This window comes from Acidobacteriota bacterium, assembly GCA_009838525.1.
Taxonomy (GTDB): Bacteria; Acidobacteriota; Vicinamibacteria; order Vicinamibacterales; family UBA8438; genus VXRJ01.
Genome location: VXRJ01000028.1, coordinates 76,037 through 101,751, shown reverse-complemented (window position 1 = coordinate 101,751; position 25,715 = coordinate 76,037). Strand labels below are relative to the sequence as shown.

The following is a 25,715-nucleotide window of genomic DNA, read 5'->3' as shown; positions in this document are numbered from 1 at the left end:
GGCCGGATGGAGACACGCGACTGGTCGCTCGTCTTCTTCACGGTCCTGTCGCAAGCAGCGGTCGGCGCATTCCTCACCCTGCAGGTGCTGCGGTACGTCGGACCGCGACCCCGGGCGCGTGCGGCCGACGAAGGCCTGCCGCTCCTGAGCGTGCTGGCGGTGCTGTCGGCCGGATTGTTCGTCGCCCTCTTTCACCTCGCCACCCCGCTCCAGGCGGCCCGCGCCGTCGTGAACTTCCCCACGTCCTGGCTGAGCCGCGAGATCGTCTTCGGGAGCCTGTTCGCGGCGCTGCTCGGCGCCCTCGTGTGGCGGGAACGGAGGGAGCGGGCCGCACTCCCGACCGCATGGCTGCCGGCGCTTACCGCGGCAGCCGGCCTGGCGTTTCTCTACAGTCAGATCGCGATCTACCTGCTGCCGGCCCAACCGGCCTGGAACAGCTTCGCCACGCCCGCCGCGTTCGGCGGCACGGCGCTGAGGTTGGGCATTCTCGGCGTGGCAGCCGGGCTGGTGGTCCGGACCCTGTTCGGGGGAGACGACGATTCGGGCGGGGACGCGCCCGCCAGTCGCGCCCGGACGTCCGCGACCTTCCGGCGACTCGTGCTGGCCGGCATCGCGGCGCTCGCCGTCGAGTTTCTCGTCGTGCCGCTGCACGTCGCCTCGCTGGCCGCCGATCCCCTGCCCGCCGCCGCGGCGAGCCTGCAGCGGCTGACCGGCGACTACGGCGGCATCCTCTTCGTCCGGCTCGGACTGCTGGGCGCGGCCGCGGCGGCGCTGGTCGGCGTGCTTCTCGTTGTACGCCGACCGGCGAGACCCTCAAGGCCATCCGCGCGCCCGCCGTTTCGGCTGGCTTGCGTGCTCACGTGCGGCGCGTTCGGTTTCGTCCTGGCGTCGGAGGTGTGCGGACGCTTCCTCTTCTACGCCATGCGGGTGAGGGTCGGCATTTGACCACGCCCGCGGCGGAGCCTGACGAACCGCGGACCATTCCCTCCGAGTGGCGGCGGCGTCAGGACGAACAGGCCGTCGCCTACCACTTTCTCGGCCGCTGCTTCTACGAGGAGCCGCGCGCCGACTGGCTGGCCGCCTTCGCCCGGGACCGGCTGTTCGAGGCCTGGCCTTTTCCGTCCGACGATGCGAACACGGCCGGCGGGCTGGTGCTGCTGGCCGCGTTCTGCGAACGCTGGGACCCGGCGCAGCTCGCCGCGCTGGTGTGGGACTTCAACCGGCTGTTCGTCGGGCCGGGCGAGATGCTGGCCGCGCCGTGGGAGTCGATCTACCGCAGCAAGAAGAAGCTCACCTTTCAGGAATCCACCCTCCAGGTGCGGGCGCTCTATGAGCGGTTCGGCGTGGAGGCGCCCGCCGTCCACCGGGAGCCGGACGACCACCTGGGCCTCGAGTTGGCATTCGTGGCGACGCTGTCGGAGCTGGCCGCCCAGGGCGACGCGGCCCAGCTCGCACGATGCTTCGAGGCGCAGACGGGGTTCCTGCGGGACCACCTGCTTGCGTGGGCGCCGGCCTGCCTCGCGCTCGTCGAGAAGCACGCCGAGACCGACTACTATCGCGGCGCCGCCCGTCTCGCCCTGGGGTCGCTCTCGGAATCGGCCCGCATCTGCAAGCTCCATTCCGAATAGATGGCATGGCGCGGCCGCCAGGTCGCGCCGTACTTGATCCGCTCGAACTGATAGGCGCCGATGACCGTCGATCCGGACCGGAAGCGCCAGCGGACTCCGACGCGCGAACGGGAGCGCATGAAGCCGCGGCGCTCGAAACCGAGGGACTGGTGGAGCCAGGGCGACAGACGGGCGCGCGGCCGCTCCAGCTCTATCTGCTGCCGGTAGCGGTTGAAGTCGGGAATGTCCGGCCGGCCGACATGGCGCTCGTAGAGCGTCGTGCCCTCCACGCGGACGTCGCCCGTATGCAGCGGATACGTTATCTCGGCCAGGAGACGATGGTCCCAGCGATAGCCGAAGTCGCCGCGCGTCCGGTTCCGCAGGATGTAGCCGAACGACACGCTGACCGCATCGTTCAGCGTGAGGCCCACGTCGGTCTTGAGCCGGCGGTCGTACGCGCTCTTCAGCGAGTCCCGAATCCGGGCGACGCCCTCGACCGTCCAGGCAACCCGGTCCGATTCGTAGACGCCGAACTCGACGTCGGTCCAGGACTGCACGTCCTCGGCCTCGGCGGGACGCACCCCGGCCAGGGTCAGGACCAGCACCGCGACGGCCGCCGCCGCGGCGCCGCGCAGGGAATCCGCCGAGTCGAGTGTCCGCAATCCGTACGCCGGCGAACTCAGTTGGAGAGCTGCCGGTTGACTACCGACTGATCCAGTTCGACGCCCAGGCCCGGTCCGGTCGGGGGCGTGATGTATCCCTCCTCGATCGTGATCGGATCGACGAAGATGTCGCGGTGCAGGTCGTTGGTATTGAACTCCTGCACCAGGAAGTTGGGCGAACAGGTGTCGAGCTGCACCGCCGCCGCGGCGGCGACGGGACCGCAGTACATGTGCGGGGCGATCATCGCGTAGTGGGCCTCGCACATGCTGGCGATCTTCTTCGACTCCAGTATCCCGCCGCACTGCCCAACGTCGAGCTGAATGATGTTGGCGGCCTGCTTGCCGAGAACCTCCGCGAACTCGAACTTCGTGACCAGGCGCTCGCCGGTTGCGATCGGAATGCTGGTCTGCGCCGCGACGCGCGCCATCTCGTCGACGTTCTCCGGCGATACCGGCTCCTCAAAGAAGAAGGGATGGAACTCCTCCAGAATGCTCGCCACGCGGATGGCGCCCGAGGTGGAGAACTGGCCATGCGTGCCGATGCCGATTTCCAGCTTGTCGCCCACCGCGTCGCGCATGGCGCGGAAGATCCGGGCGACGCGGTTGATCGTCTCCAGCGGGTAATCGCGCGGCCCGCCGGTGATCGGCTGGAACGGATCGAGCTTGCAGACGGTTATGCCCCGCTCGATCAGCTCGGCCGCGCGCTCGCCGGCCAGTTCCGGGTTCTCCCAGACGCCGGCGGTGTCGAGGTAGGCGTACGCGCGCAGCCGCTCGTGGAACTGGCCGCCCAGCAGGTTGTAGATGGGCTGGTCCACCGCCTTGCCGACGATGTCCCAGCACGCCATCTCTATCGCCGACATCGCCGGCGTCTTCGACAGGCCGGGATGACGGTAGTCGTGCGGGTTCGCGTAAATGTCCTGCCAGATCCGTTCGATGTCGAACGGGCTCTTGCCGACCACGCCCGAATCGCACAGCTCGTGCAGCAGGCTCACCTGCGAGCCCAGTTCCAGGACGCCGCCCGAGACCCGCTCGCCCAGCCCGACGATGCCGGCGTCGGTCTCGAGCTGCAGGAACAGCCACTTGCGGTGGCCGATGGGCGGATCGATATTGTCGAGCACCATCGTCCGGTACCCCGTGATCCGGATGTTCCGCGCGGCGTCCTGCGCCGCCGCGGCCGCCGGCGCTGCTGCGAGCCCCGCCCCGGCCGCCGCGCCAGCCAGCCCCGCGCCGAGACCGGCCGCCACTGTCCCCGACTGTTCAAGAAACCGGCGTCGATTGATGCTCATGCTGTTGACTCCCTTTCGACGACTCCGCAGCGTAGCCCTCCGGCAGCTTCACGTCAAAGGAACGTCCGCTGCAAGGACTGTATGAACGCAATGCCGGGCACGTTCTTCCTGCTCAGTCGATCGTCGTTCGTGATGAAGAGGTCTGTGCCACCGGCCGCCGCACACGCCAATTGAATGGCGTCGGGCGCCCGGATCGACCTGTCGCCACGGATCGCCGCGAATTGGAGGGCGGCTCGGGCATCGAACGGCAGCACCGTCACGCCAGCGTCTATCGCTTGCAGGTACCGATCCCGCAATTCCTCATCGCCCATTTCGACCGGCTTGACGAGCAACTCGCCGAGTGTCAGCGTCGACGTCAGCAGTTCGTCGCCACGCTCGATCATCCGCTTCCGTAGCGCTACCACCGACTCCGCCCGGTCACTCGTCCCCTCGATCAGGTACACGAACAGATTGGTGTCCCAGAACACCCGGCTCACGACCAGCCCTCACGGAGCCGCGAGACGTAGGCGTCGGCTTCTTCCTCTGCCCAGAGTGTCTTGCCGAGTCCCCGGAGCGCCAGAATGGGATCGAGTGGCGTCACGTCGACTCTGGCGGAGTACACCGTGCGATACCAGTCGATTAGCGAGCGATACGCTGGCGGGAGCTGGTCCCGCCGCGGAACCTCCTTGCCGCGGCGATTCGGGTGGCGCGGATCGCCGGGCCTGAAGAGACGCCTCCGCCCCCGAGCGGTTGCGAACAACAGGCAGTGCTGTCCGGGGTTCGGTTTCGTTTGGGCGACCGCATGGTAGGAGATGTGATGCTTGACACCGGGGCGCAGAGGTTCCGGACCGGCAATCTGCTCGGCCCGCCGGACGATTTCCTTCATCGCGAAATCCTCCCGGGCGGGATGCTCCCTGTGCAACAACGCCGTGGCGACCCAGGCCTCATCGGCGACACTCAGGTTCTCGTTCATGGTTCCGTCGTCCTCACCTGCGGGTACCTCGACCTCGTCCGCAGGCGCCACTGATGATACCTATATCACATCAAGGAATGATTTTTCCTATTCTGGCGATGCTGCAGCCGGTGGGAATATGCGCCGAGGGTGCGGATCGGCAACCGACGGCAGCGCCCCGCACGCGCCTCAGAGGGGAATATTGCCGTGCTTCTTGGGCGGGTTCCGGTCGCGCTTGCCGTCGAGGCTCTCCAGCGCGGAGATGATCTTCCCCCGCGTCACGCGCGGAGCTATCACCTCGTCGATGAAACCGCGGCCCGCCGCCACGAAGGGATTGGCGAGTTTCTCGCGGAACTCCGCCACCCGCTCGGCGCGAAGCGCGTCCGGATCCTCGGCGGCATCCAGCTCCCGCTTGTAGAGGATGTTGACCGCCCCTTCCGGGCCCATCACCGCGATCTCCGCCGTCGGCCAGGCGAAGTTGGCGTCGGTCCGGATGTGCTTGCTGGCCATGACGCAGTAGGCGCCGCCGTACGCCTTGCGCGTGACGACGGTCACCTTGGGCACGGTCGCCTCGGCGAAGGCATAGAGCAGCTTCGCGCCGTGCTTGATGATCCCGCCGTACTCCTGCACGGTGCCGGGGAGAAAGCCGGGAACATCCTCGAACGTGACCAGGGGCAGGTTGAACGCGTCGCAGAAACGGACGAAGCGCGCCCCCTTGATCGAGGCGTCGATATCGAGGGCGCCCGCGAGGTGCGCCGGCTGGTTGGCCACCACGCCCACCGGCCGCCCGCCGAAGCGCGCGAAGCCGACGACGATGTTGCGGGCGAAGTGCTCGTGGACCTCGAGGAACCCGCCGTCGTCGGCCACCGCACGGATCAGCTCCAGGATGTCGTAGGGCTGGTTGGGCGACTCCGGCACCAGCGTATCGAGGGCCGGCGATTCCCGGTCGGCCGGGTCGTCGGTCGCGGCGCGCGGCGGATCGTCCAGGTTGTTGCCCGGCAGGTAGCCGAGGAGCTGCCGCAGGAGCGCCAGGCAGTCCCGATCCGTCGGCACCGCGAAGTGCGCCGCGCCGCTCCGCGCATTGTGGGTCATCGCGCCACCCAGCTCGTCCTTGGTCACCTCCTCGTGGGTGACGGTCCGGATGACTTCCGGGCCGGTGACGAACATGTAGCTGGTGCGATCCACCATCACCGTGAAATCGGTGATCGCGGGCGAGTAGACGGCGCCGCCGGCGCACGGGCCCATGATTGCCGAAAGCTGCGGGATGACGCCCGACGCGAGCGTGTTGCGGAGAAAGATGTCGGCGTAGCCGCCGAGCGAGGCGACGCCTTCCTGGATCCGGGCGCCGCCCGAGTCGTTCAACCCGACCATGGGCGCGCCGTTGCGCATCGCCAGGTCCATGATCTTGACGATCTTGGCGGCGTTCGTTTCGGACAGCGAGCCGCCGAAGACCGTGAAGTCCTGCGCGAACGCGTAGACCGGCCGGCCGTCCACCAGGCCATGGCCCGCCACCACGCCGTCACCCGGGATCAACTGTTGGTCCATCCCGAAATCGCGGCAGCGGTGGGTCACCAGCTTGTCAATCTCGACGAAGGTGCCGGGGTCGAAGAAGAGATCGATGCGCTCGCGCGCGGTCAGCTTGCCCGCGTCGTGCTGCCGCTGGCGACGGCCCGCGCCGCCACCCTCCTCGGCGCGGCGTTCGTAGTCGGCGAGGGTGGCGCGTCGGTCCATCACGCCTTGAGCGCCTGCGCCTTCTCCCAGTCCGCCAGGAACTTCGCCAGCCCGATATCGGTCAGCGGATGATTGAAGAGGCTGTCGATTACCTTGGGCGGGCAGGTGCAGATGTCGGCCCCCATCCGCGCCGCCTCGACGACATGGATCGGACCGCGGATGCTCGCCACCAGCAGCTCGGTGCCGAACTCGTAGTTCTCGAAGATCTCGACGATCTGCTCGATCAGCCCCATGCCGTCGGTGGAAATGTCGTCGAGCCGGCCCACGAACGGGCTGACGAACGCCGCGCCCACCTTGGCGGCCAGCAGCGCCTGCGCGGCCGAGAAGCAGAGCGTGACGTTCACGCGGATGCCCTCTCCGGTGAGCGCGTCGCAGGCGCGAACGCCCTCGCGGCCGAACGGCACCTTGACGACGATGTGCTCGTCCAGCGCGGCCAGTTCGCGGCCCTCGCGGATCATCCCGGCGGCGTCGGTCGCCACCACTTCGGCGCTGACCGGCCCGCCGACGGACCGGCAGATGTGACGGAGCGTGTCGTGCGGATCGCCCGGCTCCTTCGCCAGCAGCGACGGATTGGTGGTGACGCCGTCGATGATGCCGAGCGGCACGAGTCCGTCGACGGTCCCGGTATTCGCGCTATCGACGAAGATCTTCATCGCCTTTCTCCTCGCGGGTCAGTGGCCCGCCGCTACCACGTCGTTCGCCAGTTCACCGATCCCCTCGATGCTCACGACCACCCGGTCGCCCGCGGCCAGTGGACCGACGCCGGGCGGCGTACCGGTCGCGATGACGTCGCCCGGGTGCAGCGTCATGACGCGCGTGACGAACTCGACCAGATGGTCGAGGGGGAAGATCATCTCGCGGGTGTTGGACGCCTGCCGGGTCTCACCGTTGACGGTCGACCCGATCGCAAGCGCCGACCCGTCGAGGCCGACCGCGATCGCGGGACCCACCGGCGCGAACGTGTCGAACCCCTTTGCCCGCGTATACTGCACGTCCTTCTTCTGAATGTCTCGGTCGGTCACATCGTTGACGCACGTCAGGCCCAAGACGTAGTCGGCCGCGTCCGCCGCCCGGACGTTCCGCGCCCGCCGCCGGATGACGATGCCCACTTCCGCTTCGTAGTCCACGCGGCCATGGCCCGGCGGCAGGACAATCGCCTCCTCCGGGCCGACAATCGCCGACGGCGGCTTCAGGAAGATGAGCGGCTCGTCCGGCAGCGCCTTCCCCATCTCCTTCGCATGGTCGCGGTAGTTCAGTCCGACGGCGACCACCTTGGACGGGGTGACGGGCGGCAGCGGGCGCACGCCGTTCGGGTCGAGGAACGCGCCGGGGCCATACGTCCCGAACGGATCGCCATCGAGCGCCGTCCAGGCGCCGTCCCGCTCCAGGGCCCAGAGACTCCCGCCGCCCTGCGCCACCCGGTAGATCCGATCCATTCGCGCTACTCCTCCGCCGACTCCATCCGGCTCGTGACGGCCTACCGCGCCGTCTCCGCCACCGCCTCCGACGGCGGGCTGACGTTCGGGGGAATCGAGCCGTCGAGCGCCTGTACCCGGTAAACGTAGCGCTCTCCCGGAGCAACCCGGGTGTCCTGGAACGCCGTCGCCACGACCGGCCCGGCCGAGAGCCGTTGGAGTGTCGCATCTGGCGCGGTTCCGCGCAAGACGACGTAGCCGGCCAGGTCCTCTTCGCCGTTGGGATCCCAGACCAGGCTGATGCCGTTTCCGTCCGCCACGGCGATCAGCCCGGTCGGGGCGGCGGGCGGAAACGTATCGACCGGCACCACGCAGTTGGCGAGCGACGCGGGACCCGCAACCGGCGTCGTCCCGACATAGTCGACGACACGAACCGCGTAGCAACGGGTCTCCCCGAACACGACCGAATCTTCGGTGAGCGTCGGCTCGTCGCCGGGCGATGCGAGCGGCTCGGGACGTTCCGCGTCCGGATCCCACGCCGCCTGGTCATAGACGGCATATTCGGATCCGCGCGGCCACTCGAGGACCGCCCGCGACGCCAGCAGCGGCGGTTCCGGGCTTTCCACGTGCACCGGCCGGCGGAACGTCGGCGGCTGCGTCCACGTCACGTCGACCGACTCTTCGGTGTACGTGACGACGGGGAGGCCCGACGGCGGCGCCGGCGGGTCCGTCAGCGGCAGATCCGCAATCGCCGACGGATCGCCCATCCGTTCACGCGACGAGATCGCGACGGCGACGTACGAGCGGATCGGAAGCGGTTCGAACGGCGGCGCGACGACCGGGCGCGGCACCTGGCGCACCGGCTCGTCCTCGTCGTCATCCTCCTCTTCGTCCTCGTCGTCCGGCTCGCCGATGATCACCGGAACCAGCGTCTCTGGCGTCAGGCGCTCGACCACCGTCACGTCATCGCCCTGCGCCACGACCGGGGCCGGCGCCAGCGCGCCCTCCGCCGCATCCTCCGGCAGCGTCGAGACCCCGGTCGCGTCGTCCGGCGACAGCGCCGCATCCGGCGGCTCCACGTCGAACGTCGCCACCAGCGTCGCCGCGTCGAACCAGTCTTCGTCGACCGGCGGGCGCGGCTGCCGCAACTCGGGCTGGGTCGTCACCGCGTACACCTCGACCCGGATGATGTCTCCAGGCGTCGTGCCGTCCGAGTCCTCCTCCGGCGCGACGAACTCGACGTATACGCGGTCTCCGAGGCGCGTCACCTCGACCGGCGTGATCGTGGCGGGGACAATCCGGAGCGGCGGCAACGGCGACCCGCGCGACCCGCATCCGGCAGCCAGCAACGCCGCGACGAGCAGCCACGCCCCTACGACGGCGGGGCAACCGCGGGTCACGGCATGCGGGCCGGGTGCATGGTGGCTCAAAGGATGTAGCGCGACAGGTCTTCGTCGTCGACGATGTCGGCCAGCATCCGGTCGACATAGGCGGCGTCGATGACGACCCGTTCTTCCGCCATGTCGGGCGCGTTGAACGAAATGTCGTCGAGCAGCTTCTCCATCACCGTGTGGAGACGGCGCGCGCCGATGTTCTCGCTCCGGTCGTTCACGCGGCTGGCCAGCTCGGCAATCCGCCGGATCGCCCCGTCGTCGAACACCAGGTCGATCCCGTCGGTGGCGAGGAGGGCGCGGTACTGCGTGACGAGAGCTCCCTGTGGCTCCGTCAGGATTCGGACGAAGTCCTCGATCCCGAGCGAATCGAGCTCCACGCGAATCGGGAAACGGCCCTGCAGTTCCGGGATCAGGTCGGACGGCTTCGACAGGTGGAACGCCCCGGCGGCGATGAAGAGGATGTGATCCGTCCGGCACATGCCATGCTTGGTCTTGACCGACGTTCCCTCGACGATCGGGAGAATGTCGCGCTGCACCCCCTCCCGGCTCACGTCCGGCCCGTGGGCCCGCTCGCGCCCCGCGATCTTGTCGATCTCGTCCACGAAGATGATGCCCGCCTGCTCCACCCGCTCGATGGCGGTGCGGCCGACGCTGTCCATGTCGATCAGCTTCTGCTCCTCCTCGCGGGCAAGGTGATCGAGCGCCTCCGGCACCCGCATCTTGCGCGGCCGGCTGCGTCCGAAGAGACCTGGCATCATCTCCTTCATCGTGACGTCGATCTCCTCGAACGACGTCCCGCCGATTACCTGGAGCGAGGGAAACGACGACTCGCGCGCCTCCAGCTCGACCATCCGGTCGTCGAGCAGGCCGGCGAGAAGCTGCGCGCGGAGCTTCTCGCGCGTCCGGCGGGCGGAATCGGGCGGCGCCGTTTCGCTCGCCGCATCGTCCACCCCCTGCACCGGCGGCACGATGGGGGCCGGGCCGGGCCGCGCCGGCGGGACCAGCAGATCGAGCAGCCGTTCTTCGGCGTTGGCGCGGGCCTTTTCCCGAACCTCGACGAGCCGTTCCTCGCGCACCATGCCGACCGCCAGCTCGACCAGGTCGCGGACCATCGACTCGACGTCGCGCCCGACGTAACCCACCTCCGTGAACTTCGACGCCTCCACCTTGATGAAGGGGGACTGCGCGAGCCGCGCCAGGCGCCGCGCCACTTCGGTCTTGCCGACACCGGTCGGCCCGATCATCAGGATGTTCTTCGGCGCCACCTCGCTCGCCAGATCCGGCGGCAGCTTCTGCCGGCGCATGCGGTTGCGCAGCGCGACCGCCACCGCGCGCTTCGCCTGGTGCTGGCCCACGACATACCGGTCGAGCTCGGCGACGATCTCGCGCGGCGTCAGGGCATCGGTGCTGGACGCGGTGGTCTCAGGCAGGTAGATCGGCACGGCTACAGCGTTTCGATGGTGACACTGGCATTCGTGTAAATGCAAATCTCCGCCGCGATCTGCATCGCAGTCTCCGCGATCGCACGCGCGTCGAGCTCGGTCTGCCGGGCCAGCGCCTTGGCCGCCGCCATGGCGAACGCGCCGCCCGATCCAATCGCCACGATGCCGTCGTCGGGTTCGATCAGGTCGCCATTGCCCGAAAGGAGCAGCGTCGTCCGCGCGTCGGCGACCACGAGCATCGCGTCGAGGCGGCGGAGGGCGCGGTCGGTCCGCCACTCCTTCGCCAGCTCCACGACCGCCCGCTCCAGGTTGCCGCGGTATTCCTCGAGCTTTGCATCGAAGCGGGAGAACAGCGCGAAAGAATCGGCGGCGGAACCGGCGAACCCGGCGAGGACGCGATCGTTGTAAAGACGACGGATCTTCTTCGCCGACTGCTTCACCACCGTCGCGCCCAGCGTTACCTGTCCATCGCTCGCCATCACGGTCCGGTCGCCGTGGCGGACCGCGAGTACCGTGGTGCCGTAGAAAGTCTCCGGGTCGCGGCTGGTCGTGGTCATCCGGGGCTGTCTCCCTGTGCTGCGCGGCGGCGGAAAACGAAGTAGAACGGCAGACCGGCGGTAATCAGGAGCACGCCGGCGCCCGACGCGACCGGTTCCCGCCAGACGGCGTTCACCAGCATCGCCGCGCTCGCCGCAACGAAGACGGCAGGCGCCACCCGGCGGAGCAGGCTCACCGGTCGCGCGGCTGCTCCATCGCGCCGCCGCACGACGAAGAGCGCCGCCACTCCCGCCCCGGCGAACATCACTACCGCGAAGCCGGTGTACAGGAGCAACTGATCGAACGTGCCGGCCAGCACGAGCAGCCCGCTCCAGGCGCTCTGGGCCACGATCGCGGCAACCGGAGTGCGCAACCGCGGATGCACGCGCGCCGCCGCCTCGAAGAACTGGCCGTCGCGCGCCATCGCGAAGTAGACGCGCGGCCCGGCCAGCACCATCGCGCTGAGGCTGGCCGCGATCATCACGACGGAGGCGGCCGCAAGCAGCGCGGCGAACCCGTCGCCGAACAGCCGCGCGCCCGCGGCATCGATCACGCGCGCGTCGGCCGAGGCGAGTTCACCCATTTCCGCCACCGGCATCGCGTAGACGTACAGCAGGTTCAGCAACAGGTAGATGCCGACAACGGCCACCGTCCCCACCGCCATCGCGATCGGCGCGTTGCGTTCCGGCTCGCGGATTTCCTCGGCGACGTACGCCGCGGCGTTCCACCCGGAGTAGCTGAACATGATCGGAATGAGCGCAAGCAGCCAGAGCGCCGGGGACACCGCGTCCCCGCTCGGCGCGGTGAAGTTGCCCACGGATCCGCTGCCGACCGCGAAGCCCAGCGCAACGAGCGCCACGAGGAAGCCCACCTTGGCGGCGGCCAGGAAGTTCTGCACGATCCGCCCCGGGCCGAGTCCGGCGATGTGGACCACGGTGAGCGCCGCTATCGCGGCGAGGGCGACGAGGGCGCGGGGCGATACGCTGAGGGTGACGACCCCGAGCGGCAGCGTCGCGAACGGCGTCGCGTCCGCCGCGGCCGGAACCAGGCGCCCGAGGTAGGTCGCGAGCCCGACCGCGCCCGCCGCGATGGCGCCGGAGAATCCCGCGACGAACGAGGTCCAGCCGGTAAGGAATCCCGCGACCGGCCCGAACGCCTCCCGGAGATAGACATACTCGCCGCCCGCGCGCGGCAGCCGGGCCGCCAGCTCCGCATAGGCCATCGCGCCGGCGAACGCCAGCAGGCCGCCGACAACCCAGGCGCCCAGCATCGCCCAGACGTTGGGCACCCAGACCGCGACCAGGGCGGGCACCAGGAAGATGCCGCTGCCGATCACGTTGGAGACGATGATCGACGCCCCGTCGATCGGCCCGAGACGGCGGACGAGCGACGGCGCTGAAACGGTCACGCAGGTACCGGTTGCTACTGCGTCAGCAACTGCCGGTCGATCGGAAACTCACGCACCTTCACCCACTGCGCGGCGCGATGCTTGACGTACAGCTCCACCTTCACGTCGACGAAATCCCGGTGCCCCAGCATCTCGGGCAGCTGCTGCTCGCCGGTATAACCGAGGCGCGACTCCATCGTGAACGGACCGAGCCCGCCTCCGGACGCCAGCCCCTCGGTTCCCACCGCCCGAATCAGCGGCGCGCCGCCCCACTCCTGATCCTCGGCCAGGCAGGTGCCTTCCTCATCGTCCGCGGGCGACACAGGAGCCTCAGGCGGGGCCTGACCCTGGTAGAGCACCAGGCATCGCCGGAAAACACCGTTGAGCTGCAGCATGCCGAGATCCGCTTCCGAGACGTTCTCTATGCTGAACTCGATAGCGGGCACCAGCTTGTTGCGCCCCAGGTCATCCAGTCCGACATCAAGCCACCCGGTGGTAACCTGCGTTACCGCCACAGCCGTGGTCAGATCGGGAGATGCTCCGCATCCGGCGACCGCGACGAGCGGCGCGAGCACCAGGGCAGGGAGCCGGATCGAACCGTTTCGCATCGGCCGATTGTAGATCGCGCGCATTCGGGAAGCTCCTATCGGCCGGGGGCGGCGGTGGGCGCCTCGCCGGGCGGCCCGGCGACACGCACGACAAAGTCGGCGAAGTCCTGCCGCACCCGCGCCGGATTACGTTCCTGGGCGCGGCGAAGCCGCTGGACGATGTCCGGCCACGCCGGCTCCGGCGCCAGCTCCCGCTCGGCCATCTGGCGCTGGATCTCCTCGAGCAGCGCCGCGGATGATGCGGGACTAAAGACGGTCAGCCGCTCCAGCATCGCGGCCGGATCGCCGGGACCCGGGGAATCGCCGCCGACAAGCGCGAATTCCAGGCCCGGTCCGAAGACATCCCGGGGCGGAGCCAACACGATATCGGTGACCCGGGGCGGCGGGCCCGCCTCCACGAAAAGCGGCGCCGTCCCTTCCGCCGCCGCCGGCCGTCCCATGCTGAACTCGAAGTCTCCGTAGCGCACCTCGAAACCGGTGATGGCCGCCGCGGTAGCCCCCACCGCGACGCACAGCGTCGCCGCGACGCCGAGGCCCCAGGCCGGCGACATCGACCAGCCGGACCAGAACGACTCGCGCGCCCGCGCCTCGTGCGCCGCTCCGGAGGTCTGGGCCGGCGCCACCTGCCATCGGTCGAACGCGAGATCGGTCTCCGGCACCGTCCACGCCGACAACGCGCCCTGCACCGAGCGCAACGACGCCAGCTCCTCCGAACAGGCGCGGCACGCGGTGACGTGCGCCTCCACGCGCGCGTGTTCGCCGGTCGAGCCCTCGCCGTAGAGGTACGTGATGAGTACGCTCTTCTCCGGACAATCAGCCATCGGACTCCCCTCCGCGTTGCAGCACCAGGCGGGGATAAGCCCGTCCGGCGCCGCCACCCTGCATGGCCGCCAAGCCCACCGGGTCGGCCAGGAGCCGCCGCAGGGTGGTGAGGCCCTGATACACCCGGGTCTTGATCGTGCTCAGGGGCTTCCCCGTCGCATCGGCAATCTCCTGGAGCGTGAGACCCTCGAACTCCTTCAGGATGATGGCCTGCCGCTGCGCCTCGGGCAGGCTGCGCATCGCGCGCTTCACGGTCTCGAGCTGGAACCGGCGGGCCATCGTTTCCTCGGCCGGCTCGGTGGCGAGGCTCGCCCGCTGGTCGGCCAGCCGTACCGCGTCGCTGGTCTCCGCGTCGCCTCCATCAAGGCTGACCATCCGCGCGCGCTTCCGGGACCGGCGCCAGTCGCGGCAGCGGTTGAGCGTAATGCGGTACATCCAGGTCGAGAATCTCGAATCCCGCCGGAACTTCCCGATCGACCGCCACGCGCTGACGAACGCTTCCTGGACGATCTCGTGCGCCTCCGTCTCGTCCTGCACCTCGCGAAGCGCGAGGGCGAACATCCGGTGCTGCCAGCGCTGCACCAGTTGTCCGAAGGCATCGTGGTCCCCGGTCTGCGCCCGGGCGACAAGGGCTTCGTCGGTGGTCGCCACGCCGGCGGAGGCCTCCAACGGCGATGGGTCCAACGGCTCGCCTCCCGGACGAGCCTCGCGGGGCAAGGCTGCGACTCCCTGCATTTCCTGTCATGTTAGACGGTCGGGCTGGCAAAAGGGTTTGGGCGCGCAAGCCGTCAGCCGGGATCGGCGATGCGGAAGGCGAGGCGGTAACCGTCGTCTCCCCCGGCGCCGATCACCACGGGCTCGTAACCGCTCGCCGGCGCGGAGGCCGCAAAGAGCACTTTCGTGTCCGATCCGCCCGCGAGGCGCCGGGTGATGGCCGCCTGCACGTCGTCGGCGAGGCCGCCGAACGCATCGCCCGCCGGGCCGCCGGCGAGGGGCACGTCGCGCGTCTCCGCTTTCGCCCGCTTTGCCGCCCGGTCGATGACGCCGCCCGCGAAGCGCGCCGCCGCCTCGGCCAACGCGTCCCACCAGTTCTTCCGGTTCACGTCGAGAACCGTCACCTTCAGCCGGTTGAGCTGCAGGGCCCGGATCCGGAGCACCAGGCGGTCCCAGTCGTCGACGCGCTCGACGTCGACTTCGGGCAGGTAGTACGCCGTCGACCCCTTCCGCCGGCCGTGCCGCGCGGCAGCGGGCTGCTCCTTCCGGACGAAGTTCTGCTTCGCGTGCGCGCCGGGCTGGCACTCCCAGAAGGTGTCCAGGCCCGGCAGCACGGCCGTCTCGGTGTCGAAGTCGCCGCGCTTGTTCTGGTAGCGAAGCTCGGCGATCAGCCGGAAGTTCGCCTGGCGTCCCGGCAGACGGGCCGGAAACTGGAATTCATCGAGCGTGATCTCGTAGTCGTACAGTGGTTCCTTCTTGGCCATGGCTTGGTCTGGGGCATCCCGGAACGAACTGGCAGCGTGACCGCCGCGCGAAGCGCGTGTTCCCGATGCGCCATCTTAGCAGGCCCGGTGTGCCGGCCGGTCCGCTCGACAGGCAGCGGATCCGCCCGCTATCGTACGGGTCGGGTGCTTCCGGCGTGATACAGGTATCGAGCCTTCACAAGACGTTCGCGGACCGCGTGCTGTTCGACCGCGTCACCTGGCAGGTGCAGCCGGGTCAGCGCATCGGCCTCTGCGGCCCGAACGGCTCCGGAAAGACGACGCTGCTCCGGATGCTGGCCGGTGAGGTGGAGCCGGACGCCGGACAGATCGTCCGCCCGTCCGGCTTGACGGTCGGCTACCTGCCGCAGGACGGATTGACCCACGCGGGACGGACGCTCCGGGACGAGGCGACGCTCGCCTTCGCGCCGCTGCTGGCGCTCCAGGACGAAATGCAGCGCCTGGAAGGGCAGCTTGCGGACCCCGCGACAACCGGCGACGCCCACGACGAACTGCTCCATCGCTACGCGGAAGCGCAGGAGGCGTTCACGCATGGCGACGGTTACGGCATCGAGGCGAAGGTGGACGCCGTGCTGCGCGGCCTCGGCTTTGCGCCGGAGGACTTCGACCGCCCCGCCGAGCACTTCTCGGGCGGCTGGCAGATGCGCATCGCGCTCGCCAAGCTCCTGCTCGCCCGACCGCGGCTGTTGCTCCTCGACGAGCCGACAAACCACCTCGACCTCGAGGCGCGGAACTGGCTGGAGGAGTTCCTGATCGAGTATCCGCACCCGGTGGTCCTGGTGTCGCACGACCGCTACTTCCTCGATGCCGTCGTCACCGCCATCGCCGACATCAATCTCCGCACCCTTGACACGTACCCGGGCACCTACAGCGCCTACCTGACCGATCGCGACGCGCGGGTCGCCCGGCTCCGGGCCGCGAAGCAGCAGCAGGACGAGGACATCGCCCGGATACAGCTCTTCATCGACCGCTTTCGCTACAAGGCGTCCAAGGCGAAGCAGGTCCAGAGCCGGGTCAAGATGCTGGAGAAGATCACGCCAATCGAAGTGCCGCCCGAACGGAAGAAGGTGCACTTCACCTTTCCCGCCAGCGCGCGGAGCGGCCGCACGGTAGTCGAGTTGCGGGACGCCGCGAAGGCCTACGGCGACGTTCGCGTGTTCGGCGGCGTGAACCTCCATATCGAGCGGGGCGACCGCCTGGCCCTGGTCGGTCCGAACGGCGCCGGCAAGTCCACCCTCATGCGGATGCTCTCGGGGGCGGAGGCGCCCGACGGCGGCGAGCGGACCGTCGGCTACCGCGTCCACACGCAGTACTTCGCGCAGGACGAGGCGACCCGGCTCGACCCGGCGCTCACCGTCTACGAGACGCTGGCCACGGGATCGCCGGTGGACATGGTGCCCGCGATCCGGAACATCCTCGGCGGCTTTCTCTTTACGGAGGACGACATCTACAAGCGGGTACGCGTCCTCTCCGGGGGCGAGCGGACGCGCCTCGCGGTGGCGCGCATGCTGCTGCGGCCGTCGAACACGCTGATTCTGGACGAGCCGACGAATCATCTGGACATCGACTCGACGGATGTCCTGCTCGAGGCGCTCGAGGCGTTCGGCGGCACGCTGATCTTCGTGTCCCATGACCGTTACTTCGTGGACAAGCTGGCGACGAAGGTGCTCGACATCGGCGGCGGCGATGCGGTGCTCTACCCGGGAACCTACGAGGAGTTCCGCTGGAGCCGGACGCATGCCGGGGCGCCGGCGGCGCCGCCGTCCGCAACGGTGATCCCGCCGGCGACGGGGACGCGGCGCGGCGGCCCGAAGCCCGCGCCGAAGGCGTCACCGCGAACATCGGCCTCGGCCGTGCCCGCGGCCGTGCCGGCGACGGGCTCAAAGCGGCCGCCCAGCGCGGCCGAACACAAGCGGCGGCAGGTGGAAGCCCGGCGGCAGGAACGCCGCACGCAGGCGCTCCGTAGACGGATCGCGGAGCTGGAGCGGCGCATCGCCGAGCGCGAAGAGGAAATCCGCGGTCTCGAGACGAAGATGGCGGCGCCCGATCTGTACGCGGACGAGACGGCGGCCACCGGGATGGTCAAGCGCCACCAGGCCCTGATGTGGGAGGTGGGCGACCTGATGAATCAGTGGGAGGCGCTCGAGGAGGAAGCGGCGGATCGCGACCGGGCCGCGGTCATGCCCGCGGGTGGTGCTTCCGGTACACGTCGGTGATCTGCGCGGTGCTGACGTGCGTGTAGCGCTGCGTCGTGCTGATCCGGCTGTGGCCGAGGAGCTCCTGGATCGACCGCAGATCGGCCCCGGCGTCGAGCAGATGGGTCGCGAACGAATGCCGCAGCGCGTGCGGTGAGATGCCGAGGCGGGTCGCCGCCTGCTGCGCGTACTTCCGCACCAGCCGATCGATGCTCCGCACCGACAGGCGCCCGCCATGCTTGTTGACGAACAGCGGGTCGTCGGGCGCGTGGCGCGTGCGCCCCCGCCGCAACCGCACGGTGCGGGGCGGCGCCGACTCCATCAGGCGGGCGCGGTCCGGCAACCATGCCCGGATCGCCGCGGCGGCCGGCCGGGTGCAGGGCACGATCCGCTCCTTGCCCCCCTTGCCGAGCACGCGCACCATGCGGCCGCTCAGGTTGACGTCCTCCAGATCGAGGGTGGCCAGCTCGCTGAGGCGCAGTCCCGACGCGTAGAACAGCTCCAGGATGGCGCGGTCGCGCCGGCCGAGCGGAGTCGCCGCGTCGGGCGCGGCAAGCAGCGTCTCAATCTCGTCGCGGGCGAGGTGCGCCGGCATCCGCCGCTCGACGGCGGGCGCGTCGACCAGCGCCCCCGCGTTCCGGTCGACCGCACCCTCGCGCCGCAGATAGCGCGTGAACGACCGGATCGCGGCAAGGCGGCGCGCCGAGGTCGCACGCGAAAGCCCCTTTTCGTACAGCGAGGCCAGGAACGCGCGGATCAGCCGGTGGTCGATGTCGGCCGGCTTCGGACTGCGCCCCAGGCGCTCGGCCGCGAACGTCGCAAACTGCGCCAGGTCGCTCTGGTAGGCCCGGAGCGTGTGGCGCGAGACGTTCCGGTTCAGCTCGAGGAACTCGAGGAACTCGTCACGGTGCGACTGCAGCGGCTGCGGCATCTTCACTCGATCTATCGGCCGGTCGGTCCCCGGCCATCCAGGTTTCCAGATCGGCCAGGGCGCGGCGGGCCATCGCCTGCCGCCGCGCCTGCCGGCCACGGGGCGGCGCGTCGAGGGACGGGATCAACCCGAACGCGATGTTCGCCGGCTGGTACGTGCTGGGGGCGGCATGCGAAACGTAGTACGCCAGCGCGCCGAGGGCGGTCGTGCGAGGCAGCGCGCGCGGTGTTTCCCCCAGCGCCACCGCCGCGGCGTTCCGTCCCGCGACGAGGCCGGAGGCGGCTGACTCGACGTACCCCTCGACGCCCGACACCTGTCCCGCGATGAAGAGATCCGGCCGGGTCCGGGTTTGCCACGTGGGCAGCAGGACGGTCGGGGCGTTGATGTAGGTGTTGCGGTGCAGCATGCCGAAGCGGACGAACTCCGCCTGCTCGAGTCCCGGGACCAGGCGCAGCACGCGCTTCTGCTCGCCCCACTTCAACTGGGTCTGAAACCCGACCAGGCTGAAGTGGTCGGCCGCCAGGTCATCCTGGCGGAGTTGCACCACCGCCCAGGGACGGCCCCCGGTCCGCGGATCCGTCAGGCCGACCGGCTTCATCGGACCGTAGCGGAGCGTGTCGAGGCCGCGGTGGGCCATCACCTCGACGGGGAGGCAGCCCTCGAAGAAGGGCGTCCGATCGAAGTCGTGCAGCTCGGCCCGCTCGGCGGTGACGAGCGCCTCGTGGAAGCGCACGTACTCCGCTTCCGTCATCGGGCAGTTCAGGTAGTCTCCTTCGTTCGGATCGGCGCCGCACGCCGGTCCGCCCGACGCCGCCACGCGCGAGCCGCGCCCGCGTCGGGACGCCCTGAAGACCTTCGACTGGTCGATGGTCGACGCCTCGACGATGGGACTGATCGCATCGAAGAAATACAGTTGCTCGCGTCCGACGAACGCGGTCAGGTCGGCGGCGAGCGACTCGGAGGTGAGCGGCCCGGTGGCGACGATGACCGGAGAGCCGGAAACCGGAGCGTCGGAATCCGGCGCGGCCGGCAGGCGCGGCACCTCGCCCCGGCGGACCGTGATGCGCGGCTCGCGTTCGATGGCGCCGGTGATCCCCTCCGCGAACCGATCGCGGTCAACCGCGAGCGCGCCGCCGGCCGGGACGCGCGATGCGTCCGCCACCCGCATCACCAGCGAGTCCAGCCGGCGCATCTCTTCCTTCAGAAGGCCGACCGCGTTGTGGAGGGCAGCGCCCCGGAAGGAATTGCTGCAGACCAACTCCGCCAGGCGGTCGGTCCGGTGGACGGCCGTCGTCCGGACGGGGCGCATCTCGTGCAACGTGACCGGAACGCCGCGCGCGGCGGCCTGCCATGCCGCCTCGCTGCCGGCCAGGCCGCCGCCGATGACGTGGATCATCCCGCCTTCTTTGTCGCCGCGGGGGTCTCGACCCACCGGTCGCCCTCGTAGACCACGCGCCAGCCGGTCGCCTTTCCGTCCTGCTCCGACATCAAGTATTGCTGGCGCGTCTTGCGCGAGTAGCGGACCACCGCGGGCCGTCCCTCCGGGTCGGTGTCCGGCCCCTCGATCAGGTAGCGGTACTTCGGATGGAGTTCCCCCGCGTGCGCCTTCAATTCCGACACCGCCGGGGCGCGCGTCTCGCGGTGCCGGGGAAACTGGCTGGCGGCAAGGAAGATCCCGGCGGCGCCGTCGCGAAGGACGTAGTGATCGTCCACCGACCGGCAGCGAAGCTCGGGCATCGGAATGGGATCGACCCGCGGCGGCGCCGGCTCGCCGTTCCTGAGCAGCTTGCGCGTGTGCCTGCACTTTGCGTTGGTGCAACCGAAGAACTTGCCGAACCGCCCCGACTTGAGCGCCATGTCGGCCTCGCACTTGTCGCACGGGATCGTGCGCGCCTTGGGAAGGAGCGCCTCGAACGAACCCGCTTCGATCTCGTGCCCGGCGCAGTACGGGTTCTTGCCGCAGACGTGGAGCTTCCGCGCCGCGTCGATGACATACGAATCCATGTACGCGCCGCACGTCGGGCAGTGACGCTTGGCCCGGAGCAGCCGACTCTCCGCCTCGTCGTCCCGGTCGGCGTCGGCCGCCTCGTCCGCCGGCCGAAGATCCAGGGTCTGCGTGCAGCGCTCCTTCGGGGGCTGCGCGTAGCCGGAACAGCCCAGGAACACGCCGCTGCTGGCGGAGCGGATCTGCATCTTCCGGGCGCACGTCGGACAGTCGATGCCGGTCATGGTGGGCGTGTTCGGCTGCATGCCGTCGGGGCGCGCCGCGTCCTCCAGCTTCTTGCGGAAGTCGGCGTAGAACGTATCGAGCACCTTCAGCCAGTCGCGGTTGCCGGAGGCGATCTGGTCCAGCGTCTCCTCCATGCCGGCGGTAAACGAGTAATCGAGCAGGTCGGAGAAATTCTCGACCAGCCGGTCGGTCACCAGTTCGCCGATCTTCTCCGCATGAAAGCGGCGCTTCTTCAGCGTGACGTAGCCGCGGTCCTGAATGGTCGAGATGATCGACGCATAGGTCGAGGGCCGGCCGATGCCGCGACGCTCCAGTTCCTTCACCAGCGTCGCCTCGCTGTAGCGGGCCGGCGGCTTGGTGAAGTGCTGGGCCGGCGCGAGCTTCGCGCAGGTGAGCATTTCGCCCTCGTCGTAGGCGGGCACCGCCAGGTCGTCGCCCTTGCGGGAGATCGGCGGCAACACGCGCGTGTACCCGTCGAATTCCAGCACGCGGCCGCGAACGCGCAACTCGTAGTCGCCCGCCACGACGGTCACCGTCGTGCCGAGATACCGGGCCGGCGTCATCTGGCACGCGAGGAACTGGCGGCGGATCAGGTCGTACAACCGGCGTGCGTCGGCGTCGGCAATCGGAAGCGCCGCCGCATCGGCCGCCGCGTCGGTTGGACGGATCGCCTCGTGCGCCTCCTGCGCGCCCGCCTTGCTCCGGTAGACGTTCGGCTTGGGCGGCAGGTACCCCGGGCCGAACGACGCGCCGATGTGGGCGCGGGCGGCGGCCACCGCGTCGGCCGACAGCGTCGTCGCGTCGGTCCGCATGTAGGTGATGTGGCCCCCTTCGTAGAGGCGCTGCGCGAGGGTCATCGTCTTGCGGACGCCGAAACCGAGGCGCGAGGACGCCGCCTGCTGCAGGGTGGAGGTAATGAACGGCGCCGGCGGCCTGGTCGTCGCCGGCTTGTTCTCCACCCGAGTGACCCGGAAGGTTTCGCCGACAAGGGCGGCGACCGCCGCATCGGCTTCCGCCTGGTTGCGGGCGCGGAAGGTCGCGCCGGCCTGCTTCGCCACCTGGAAGCGGCAGACTTCCTTCTCGCCCGCCCGCATCAGGTCGGCGAAGACCTCCCAGTATTCCTCCGGCTCGAACGCCCGGATCTCCCGCTCGCGCTCCACCACCAGGCGGACCGCGACCGATTGCACGCGCCCGGCCGATAGCCCGCGCGCCACCTTCGCCCAAAGGAGCGGCGAGACCTCGAAGCCGACGACACGGTCGAGGAACCGGCGCGCCTGCTGGGCGTTGACGCGATTCTGGTCGATGTCGCCGGGGCTGGCGAAAGCGTCCTGAATGGCCCGGCGCGTGATTTCGTTGAAGACGACGCGGCGGAAGCGCCTGGGATCGCCGCCAATCACCTCGCGGAGGTGCCAGGCGATCGCCTCGCCCTCGCGATCGAGGTCGGTCGCGAGGTACACGTCGTCCGACGTCTCCGCGAGTTTCTTGAGGTCGCGGACCACCTTCTCCTTGCCGGGAACCACCTCGTAGGTGGCGCTCCAGCCGTGGTCCGGATCGACTCCCATACGCCGAACGAGCTGCCGGCGCTGCTGCTTCGCCCGCTGGGCGGCAGTTCTACGCTTCTTGCCACTGGCCGCCGGTTTGCCGCCGTTGGCCGACTCCGCCCCGCCCGCACGCCCCCGGCCGCTGACCGGCAGGTCGCGGACGTGCCCGACGCTCGACTTCACGAGGTAGTCGCGTCCCAGGTATCTGTTGATCGTCCGGGCCTTGGCCGGGGATTCCACGATTACCAGCGATCTCGCCATGCTCCTCCTGTGACGGCGGCGGCCGGCCAGCCACCTGGCGGCCGCGAACCGGCGTTACGTTAGCATCCTGTCGGGTGTCCGCACGAACCGGCCGTTGGCGACCCGAAGAACGCGACCCTCGATCTCGAGGTCCGTGAGCTTCCGAAGCAGCGCCACGCCGTCCATCCCGCTCTGTTCCGCCAACTCGTCCACGGAGTACGCCTCGCCCGGGTCCATCCGGCCCAAGACGGGGTCCAGTCCCCGAGCGAACGGTTGTCCCTCCGCCGACCGTGTCGCTGCCTGCGCCTCATCGGCGGCCACCGCCGGCATGCCCAATTCTTCAAGAATATCGTCCGCCGTCTCGACGATCTTCGCGCCGTCCCGGATCAGGGCGTGGGCGCCGCGGCTCCGGCCGCTCAGCACGTTGCCCGGCACCGCCATCACGTCGCGCCCCTGTTCGGCCGCGCAACGCGCCGTGATGAGCGATCCGCTCCGGAATGTCGCCTCGACAATGACGACTCCGCGTGACATTCCGCTTATCAACCGGTTCCGCCGCGGAAAGTGATGCCGTAGCGGCGGCGTGCCCGGCGGCAGTTCGCTGACTACGGCGCTTCCCGCCGTGCCGGCGATCCGGTCGGCCAGGGCGGCGTGCTCCGACGGGTAGACGACGTCGACGCCCGAGCCGACCACCGCCACGGTCGAGCCCGGGCCGGCGAGCGCTCCCCGGTGGGCCGCCGCGTCGACGCCGCGGGCGAGACCACTGACGACCGTCACGCCATGGCGGCTGACCTCAGCCGCCAGTTGCTCCGCCACCTGCACCGCGTAGGGGGAGGCCCTGCGCGACCCGACGATGGCGACCGCGGGGCGATCCAGGGCGGAGCGGTCGCCCCGCAACCAGAGCACCGCCGGCCGATCCTCGAGTGCCGTCAGATGCGCCGGAAAGGCCGGATCGTCCCACGTGACCGGCACGAAGCCGCCCGCTGCCGCGGTCTCGAGAAACCGGACCGCCTGTTTTCGGCAGGCTTCCCGCTCCCTGGCCAGTGGCCCTGGCAGCCTGGGCAGTTGCTCGGTGAGGCCGGCGAGATCGACGCCACGGCGCTGATCGCCCGACAGCGCGGCGCTTCCGTCCTCCGTGGCGTGCGTCAGCAAGGCCTTGCGCAAACGGGTGCGCGTCAGAAAGAGCGACAGAACGACCGTTGCGACGAGGTTGGCGCCCCTTGTCATGTCCATTCCGTCGGTGCAAGATCCTTGCCAGGACGGAACGTCAGCGCGGCGGCGTGCCCCCCGCCGCGATCCGGACGCCGACTTTACTTGCAACCGGCTGCGATAGGCCGCTATATTCGATCAGGCGCTTCGTTCGGGGGCTGTGTCTTGGTGAGAATCGACGCGCTGGGAACGATGAAAGCCTTCCTCACCCTCGCGCTATTGCTGGCGCTCACTCCCGCCGCCATCGCGGACGAACGGGACGACGCCACGGCGCAGGTTGAGTTCGGCATCGCGGTCGCTCGGGCCGGCCTCTGGGAGGAGGCCGAGTATCGCTGGAAGCGGGCGACCGACATCGACCCGAGCTATGCCGCCGCGTGGAACAATCTCGGGATTGCCTATGAGCAGAAGGGAGAGTTCGATGAGGCGCTCGACGCGTACGAGAGAGCGCTCGATCTCGAGCCGGACAACATCAACATCCAGCAGAACTACGATCTCTTCAGGGAAATCCATGACCGCATTCTGGAAGGCGACCGGTAGCGCGTTCCTGCTGCTCTCCGCCACGGCCTGCACGAGCTACTTCGAGGTTCCGATTGAGACCCCGCTCCAGCCGAAGCTGGATGTCGGGCGTTTCCAGCGGATCCTGGTGGCCGGCTTCCTCGCGGGAGGCAGCGAGGACGTGGACGCGAACCTGGAAACGTCGCGGCTGCTCCGGAGCCAGTTGCGCTCGGAATCGCGCCTCGAGGTCATCGACGCCGAGGTGCTCGATCTGCTCGCCGTCGCGGAGATGCAGGGCGGCGGGTTCAACGGCAACGGAGATGGCAACGGAAACGGCAACGGTGACGGCGACGTGCAGCGCGGCGCCGACGATCTCCCGCTCAGCGACGACGAGCGAGCCGAGTTGAGCGAAGAGGACCTCGAGTCGTTCGAGCACATCTTCGCCAACGTCAGCTACTGGCGGCAGTTGGGGGAAGAGCACCAGAACCCGCTCATCGTCACCGGCACCGTCCACTTCACCCCGCACCAGCGCTCCGGGATGGTGACGCGCGAACGGGAAATCTACGACGAGTTCGGGCGGCGGCGCGTCGTCCCGGTCCGGACCTACCGCGACCGGAGCGGCTTCGTGCTGAGTCCGACCTTCATCTTCATCGACGGCAGCACGGGCATCACGCTCTACACCGAGCGGCACCGCGAAGAGGTGTTGTACGAGAGTACGCAGAACACGCCGGCGCTCTCGTCGTACTTCGAGCTGATGGACCGTCTGCTCCCTTCCTTCCTCGGCGCCCTGGCCGATCAGAGCATCCGCGGAATGCGGATCATGCTGAAGTAGGCGCGCTTTACAGGCCGCTTCGGGCAGGGGTATGATTTCCGTTTGCCGACGCTGAAGTCGGCGCAACAGGGAACATGTTCGCGATCATCGAGAGCGGCGGACGGCAGTTGCGGGTCGAAGAGGGAGCGGTCGTCACCATCGACCACCTCTCGCGCGAAGTGGGTGATACCGTCACCTTCGATCGCGTTCTCTTCGTCGACGGAAACGGCGCGACCGCGGCGGGAACGCCGTACATCGACCAGGCAACGGTGACCGGTGTAATCGACAGCCAGACGCGTGGTCCGAAGCTGCGGGTTTTCCGCAAGCGCCGGCGCAAGGCGTGGCGCCGGACCCTCGGCCACCGGACGGCCCAGACGCGCGTCCGCATAACGCGCATCGAGACACGCTAACCGGCCCGACGGACCGGGACCGCGCATCAGCGACGAGATCATCATGGCGCACAAGAAGGGTCAGGGCAGTTCACGGAACGGCCGCGACAGTCAGGCGCAACGGCTCGGCGTCAAGCGGTTCGACGGGAATGTCGTGCCGGGCGGCGCCATCCTCGTCCGCCAGCGCGGCCGGCGCTTCCGTCCGGGCCGTAATGTCGGCCTCGGCAAGGACGACACGCTCTTCGCGATGGTCGGCGGACGGGTTCGCTTCGAGGATCACGGCTCCCGAGGACGTATCATCAGCGTCCTCCCGCTGGACGCCTCGTGACGACAGGACGCTGCCGCGCGCCGGCCGAGGA

General features: G+C 69.4%; 27 protein-coding genes. 8 read left to right on the top strand and 19 right to left on the bottom strand.

Annotation, left to right across the window (positions count from 1 at the left end; all coding sequences use genetic code 11):
* The first annotated feature begins 6 nt into the window (after positions 1 to 6).
* Positions 7 to 945, top strand: coding sequence for a hypothetical protein (locus F4Y45_12620; GenBank protein ID MXY25353.1), 939 nt, complete (start codon positions 7 to 9; stop codon positions 943 to 945).
* Positions 429 to 1,628, top strand: a complete 1,200-nt coding sequence (locus tag F4Y45_12615) for a molecular chaperone (protein ID MXY25352.1) — start codon at positions 429 to 431, stop codon at positions 1,626 to 1,628. Before F4Y45_12620 ends, F4Y45_12615 begins: the two co-directional genes overlap by 517 nt.
* Here F4Y45_12615 and F4Y45_12610 read toward each other — a convergent pair.
* A complete protein-coding gene (locus F4Y45_12610; protein ID MXY25351.1) occupies positions 1,553 to 2,533 on the bottom strand; it encodes a DUF2490 domain-containing protein in 981 nt (326 codons plus the stop codon). The genes F4Y45_12615 and F4Y45_12610 overlap by 76 nt on opposite strands.
* Entirely contained in the window at positions 2,287 to 3,414 is a 1,128-nt protein-coding gene (locus F4Y45_12605) for a mandelate racemase/muconate lactonizing enzyme family protein (protein MXY25350.1), read from the bottom strand. The genes F4Y45_12610 and F4Y45_12605 overlap by 247 nt, the downstream gene beginning before the upstream one ends.
* Between F4Y45_12605 and F4Y45_12600 the strand changes: the two genes are divergently transcribed.
* A complete protein-coding gene (locus F4Y45_12600) occupies positions 3,413 to 3,640 on the top strand; it encodes a hypothetical protein (GenBank protein ID MXY25349.1) in 228 nt (75 codons plus the stop codon). The two genes, F4Y45_12605 and F4Y45_12600, sit on opposite strands and share 2 nt — an antisense overlap.
* Here the strand turns inward: F4Y45_12600 and F4Y45_12595 are convergent.
* From F4Y45_12595 to F4Y45_12535, 13 genes are all read right to left on the bottom strand, one after another.
* Positions 3,609 to 4,037, bottom strand: coding sequence for a type II toxin-antitoxin system VapC family toxin (locus F4Y45_12595; GenBank protein MXY25348.1), 429 nt, complete (start codon positions 4,035 to 4,037; stop codon positions 3,609 to 3,611). The genes F4Y45_12600 and F4Y45_12595 overlap by 32 nt on opposite strands.
* Positions 4,028 to 4,507: a hypothetical protein gene (locus tag F4Y45_12590; GenBank protein MXY25347.1), complete on the bottom strand. Its 480-nt coding sequence runs from the start codon at positions 4,505 to 4,507 to the stop codon at positions 4,028 to 4,030. Before F4Y45_12590 ends, F4Y45_12595 begins: the two co-directional genes overlap by 10 nt.
* 168 nt (positions 4,508 to 4,675) lie before the next feature.
* Complete coding sequence (locus F4Y45_12585) at positions 4,676 to 6,217, bottom strand: methylmalonyl-CoA carboxyltransferase (protein ID MXY25346.1); 1,542 nt, start codon at positions 6,215 to 6,217, stop codon at positions 4,676 to 4,678.
* Positions 6,217 to 6,870 (bottom strand): fructose-6-phosphate aldolase, encoded by a 654-nt coding sequence (gene fsa / locus F4Y45_12580; GenBank protein ID MXY25345.1) that lies wholly within the window; start codon positions 6,868 to 6,870, stop codon positions 6,217 to 6,219. Before fsa ends, F4Y45_12585 begins: the two co-directional genes overlap by 1 nt.
* Before the next feature lie 18 nt (positions 6,871 to 6,888).
* A complete protein-coding gene (locus F4Y45_12575; GenBank protein ID MXY25344.1) occupies positions 6,889 to 7,653 on the bottom strand; it encodes a fumarylacetoacetate hydrolase family protein in 765 nt (254 codons plus the stop codon).
* A gap of 41 nt (positions 7,654 to 7,694) precedes the next feature.
* A complete protein-coding gene (locus F4Y45_12570; protein MXY25343.1) occupies positions 7,695 to 9,032 on the bottom strand; it encodes a fibronectin type III domain-containing protein in 1,338 nt (445 codons plus the stop codon).
* A 26-nt stretch (positions 9,033 to 9,058) separates the two neighbouring features.
* Entirely contained in the window at positions 9,059 to 10,468 is a 1,410-nt protein-coding gene (hslU, locus tag F4Y45_12565) for an ATP-dependent protease ATPase subunit HslU (protein ID MXY25342.1), read from the bottom strand.
* Between the two features lie 2 nt (positions 10,469 to 10,470).
* Entirely contained in the window at positions 10,471 to 11,025 is a 555-nt protein-coding gene (gene hslV, locus F4Y45_12560) for an ATP-dependent protease subunit HslV (GenBank protein ID MXY25341.1), read from the bottom strand.
* Positions 11,022 to 12,413: an amino acid permease gene (locus F4Y45_12555; protein ID MXY25340.1), complete on the bottom strand. Its 1,392-nt coding sequence runs from the start codon at positions 12,411 to 12,413 to the stop codon at positions 11,022 to 11,024. Before F4Y45_12555 ends, hslV begins: the two co-directional genes overlap by 4 nt.
* Positions 12,414 to 12,427: 14 nt before the next feature.
* A complete protein-coding gene (locus F4Y45_12550) occupies positions 12,428 to 13,000 on the bottom strand; it encodes a hypothetical protein (protein MXY25339.1) in 573 nt (190 codons plus the stop codon).
* Positions 13,001 to 13,035: 35 nt separating this feature from the next.
* Entirely contained in the window at positions 13,036 to 13,821 is a 786-nt protein-coding gene (locus F4Y45_12545; protein ID MXY25338.1) for a hypothetical protein, read from the bottom strand.
* Positions 13,814 to 14,557, bottom strand: a complete 744-nt coding sequence (locus tag F4Y45_12540) for a sigma-70 family RNA polymerase sigma factor (GenBank protein ID MXY25337.1) — start codon at positions 14,555 to 14,557, stop codon at positions 13,814 to 13,816. Before F4Y45_12540 ends, F4Y45_12545 begins: the two co-directional genes overlap by 8 nt.
* 53 nt (positions 14,558 to 14,610) lie before the next feature.
* Positions 14,611 to 15,300, bottom strand: a complete 690-nt coding sequence (locus F4Y45_12535; protein MXY25336.1) for a hypothetical protein — start codon at positions 15,298 to 15,300, stop codon at positions 14,611 to 14,613.
* Between the two features lie 155 nt (positions 15,301 to 15,455).
* On the opposite strand from F4Y45_12535, the gene F4Y45_12530 reads away from it, so the two are divergent.
* Positions 15,456 to 17,534, top strand: a complete 2,079-nt coding sequence (locus tag F4Y45_12530; GenBank protein MXY25335.1) for an ABC-F family ATP-binding cassette domain-containing protein — start codon at positions 15,456 to 15,458, stop codon at positions 17,532 to 17,534.
* On the opposite strand, the gene F4Y45_12525 is transcribed toward F4Y45_12530, so the two are convergent.
* Genes F4Y45_12525 through dprA form a run of 4 tightly spaced genes read right to left on the bottom strand, consistent with a single transcriptional unit; the run spans position 17,497 to position 23,685 of the window.
* On the bottom strand, positions 17,497 to 18,444 hold the full coding sequence (locus F4Y45_12525; GenBank protein MXY25334.1) for a tyrosine recombinase XerC: 948 nt from the start codon (positions 18,442 to 18,444) through the stop codon (positions 17,497 to 17,499). The two genes, F4Y45_12530 and F4Y45_12525, sit on opposite strands and share 38 nt — an antisense overlap.
* Complete coding sequence (locus F4Y45_12520; protein ID MXY25333.1) at positions 18,416 to 19,840, bottom strand: methylenetetrahydrofolate--tRNA-(uracil(54)-C(5))-methyltransferase (FADH(2)-oxidizing) TrmFO; 1,425 nt, start codon at positions 19,838 to 19,840, stop codon at positions 18,416 to 18,418. Before F4Y45_12520 ends, F4Y45_12525 begins: the two co-directional genes overlap by 29 nt.
* Positions 19,837 to 22,476 (bottom strand): type I DNA topoisomerase, encoded by a 2,640-nt coding sequence (gene topA / locus F4Y45_12515; protein MXY25332.1) that lies wholly within the window; start codon positions 22,474 to 22,476, stop codon positions 19,837 to 19,839. The genes F4Y45_12520 and topA overlap by 4 nt, the downstream gene beginning before the upstream one ends.
* A 54-nt stretch (positions 22,477 to 22,530) precedes the next feature.
* Positions 22,531 to 23,685 carry a DNA-protecting protein DprA gene (dprA, locus tag F4Y45_12510; protein MXY25331.1) on the bottom strand — a complete coding sequence of 385 codons (1,155 nt, stop codon included), beginning with the start codon at positions 23,683 to 23,685 and terminating at the stop codon, positions 22,531 to 22,533.
* Here dprA and F4Y45_12505 point away from each other — a divergent pair.
* From F4Y45_12505 to F4Y45_12490, 4 genes are all read left to right on the top strand, one after another.
* A complete protein-coding gene (locus F4Y45_12505) occupies positions 23,386 to 24,198 on the top strand; it encodes a tetratricopeptide repeat protein (GenBank protein ID MXY25330.1) in 813 nt (270 codons plus the stop codon). The two genes, dprA and F4Y45_12505, sit on opposite strands and share 300 nt — an antisense overlap.
* Complete coding sequence (locus F4Y45_12500; GenBank protein ID MXY25329.1) at positions 24,170 to 24,988, top strand: hypothetical protein; 819 nt, start codon at positions 24,170 to 24,172, stop codon at positions 24,986 to 24,988. Before F4Y45_12505 ends, F4Y45_12500 begins: the two co-directional genes overlap by 29 nt.
* A 74-nt stretch (positions 24,989 to 25,062) precedes the next feature.
* Complete coding sequence (gene rplU, locus F4Y45_12495) at positions 25,063 to 25,377, top strand: 50S ribosomal protein L21 (protein ID MXY25328.1); 315 nt, start codon at positions 25,063 to 25,065, stop codon at positions 25,375 to 25,377.
* Between the two features lie 43 nt (positions 25,378 to 25,420).
* Positions 25,421 to 25,684: a 50S ribosomal protein L27 gene (locus F4Y45_12490; protein ID MXY25327.1), complete on the top strand. Its 264-nt coding sequence runs from the start codon at positions 25,421 to 25,423 to the stop codon at positions 25,682 to 25,684.
* Positions 25,685 to 25,715 lie beyond the last annotated feature (31 nt).

Excerpts from the sequence above, each read along its gene's own strand:
- rplU (MXY25328.1), top strand. The coding sequence starts at position 25,063 with ATGTTCGCGATCATCGAGAGCGGCGGACGGCAGTTGCGGGTCGAAGAG.
- F4Y45_12550 (MXY25339.1), bottom strand. The coding sequence starts at position 13,000 with ATGCGAAACGGTTCGATCCGGCTCCCTGCCCTGGTGCTCGCGCCGCTC.
- F4Y45_12600 (MXY25349.1), top strand. The coding sequence starts at position 3,413 with ATGTTCCGCGCGGCGTCCTGCGCCGCCGCGGCCGCCGGCGCTGCTGCG.
- F4Y45_12620 (MXY25353.1), top strand. The coding sequence starts at position 7 with ATGGAGACACGCGACTGGTCGCTCGTCTTCTTCACGGTCCTGTCGCAA.
- F4Y45_12540 (MXY25337.1), bottom strand. The coding sequence starts at position 14,557 with ATGCAGGGAGTCGCAGCCTTGCCCCGCGAGGCTCGTCCGGGAGGCGAG.
- F4Y45_12505 (MXY25330.1), top strand. The coding sequence starts at position 23,386 with ATGCGCCGGAAAGGCCGGATCGTCCCACGTGACCGGCACGAAGCCGCC.
- F4Y45_12525 (MXY25334.1), bottom strand. The coding sequence starts at position 18,444 with ATGCCGCAGCCGCTGCAGTCGCACCGTGACGAGTTCCTCGAGTTCCTC.
- F4Y45_12585 (MXY25346.1), bottom strand. The coding sequence starts at position 6,217 with ATGGACCGACGCGCCACCCTCGCCGACTACGAACGCCGCGCCGAGGAG.
- hslV (MXY25341.1), bottom strand. The coding sequence starts at position 11,025 with ATGACCACGACCAGCCGCGACCCGGAGACTTTCTACGGCACCACGGTA.
- F4Y45_12575 (MXY25344.1), bottom strand. The coding sequence starts at position 7,653 with ATGGATCGGATCTACCGGGTGGCGCAGGGCGGCGGGAGTCTCTGGGCC.
- F4Y45_12545 (MXY25338.1), bottom strand. The coding sequence starts at position 13,821 with ATGGCTGATTGTCCGGAGAAGAGCGTACTCATCACGTACCTCTACGGC.
- F4Y45_12500 (MXY25329.1), top strand. The coding sequence starts at position 24,170 with ATGACCGCATTCTGGAAGGCGACCGGTAGCGCGTTCCTGCTGCTCTCC.
- dprA (MXY25331.1), bottom strand. The coding sequence starts at position 23,685 with ATGGACATGACAAGGGGCGCCAACCTCGTCGCAACGGTCGTTCTGTCG.
- F4Y45_12490 (MXY25327.1), top strand. The coding sequence starts at position 25,421 with ATGGCGCACAAGAAGGGTCAGGGCAGTTCACGGAACGGCCGCGACAGT.
- F4Y45_12520 (MXY25333.1), bottom strand. The coding sequence starts at position 19,840 with ATGATCCACGTCATCGGCGGCGGCCTGGCCGGCAGCGAGGCGGCATGG.
- fsa (MXY25345.1), bottom strand. The coding sequence starts at position 6,870 with ATGAAGATCTTCGTCGATAGCGCGAATACCGGGACCGTCGACGGACTC.
- topA (MXY25332.1), bottom strand. The coding sequence starts at position 22,476 with ATGGCGAGATCGCTGGTAATCGTGGAATCCCCGGCCAAGGCCCGGACG.
- F4Y45_12590 (MXY25347.1), bottom strand. The coding sequence starts at position 4,507 with ATGAACGAGAACCTGAGTGTCGCCGATGAGGCCTGGGTCGCCACGGCG.
- F4Y45_12535 (MXY25336.1), bottom strand. The coding sequence starts at position 15,300 with ATGGCCAAGAAGGAACCACTGTACGACTACGAGATCACGCTCGATGAA.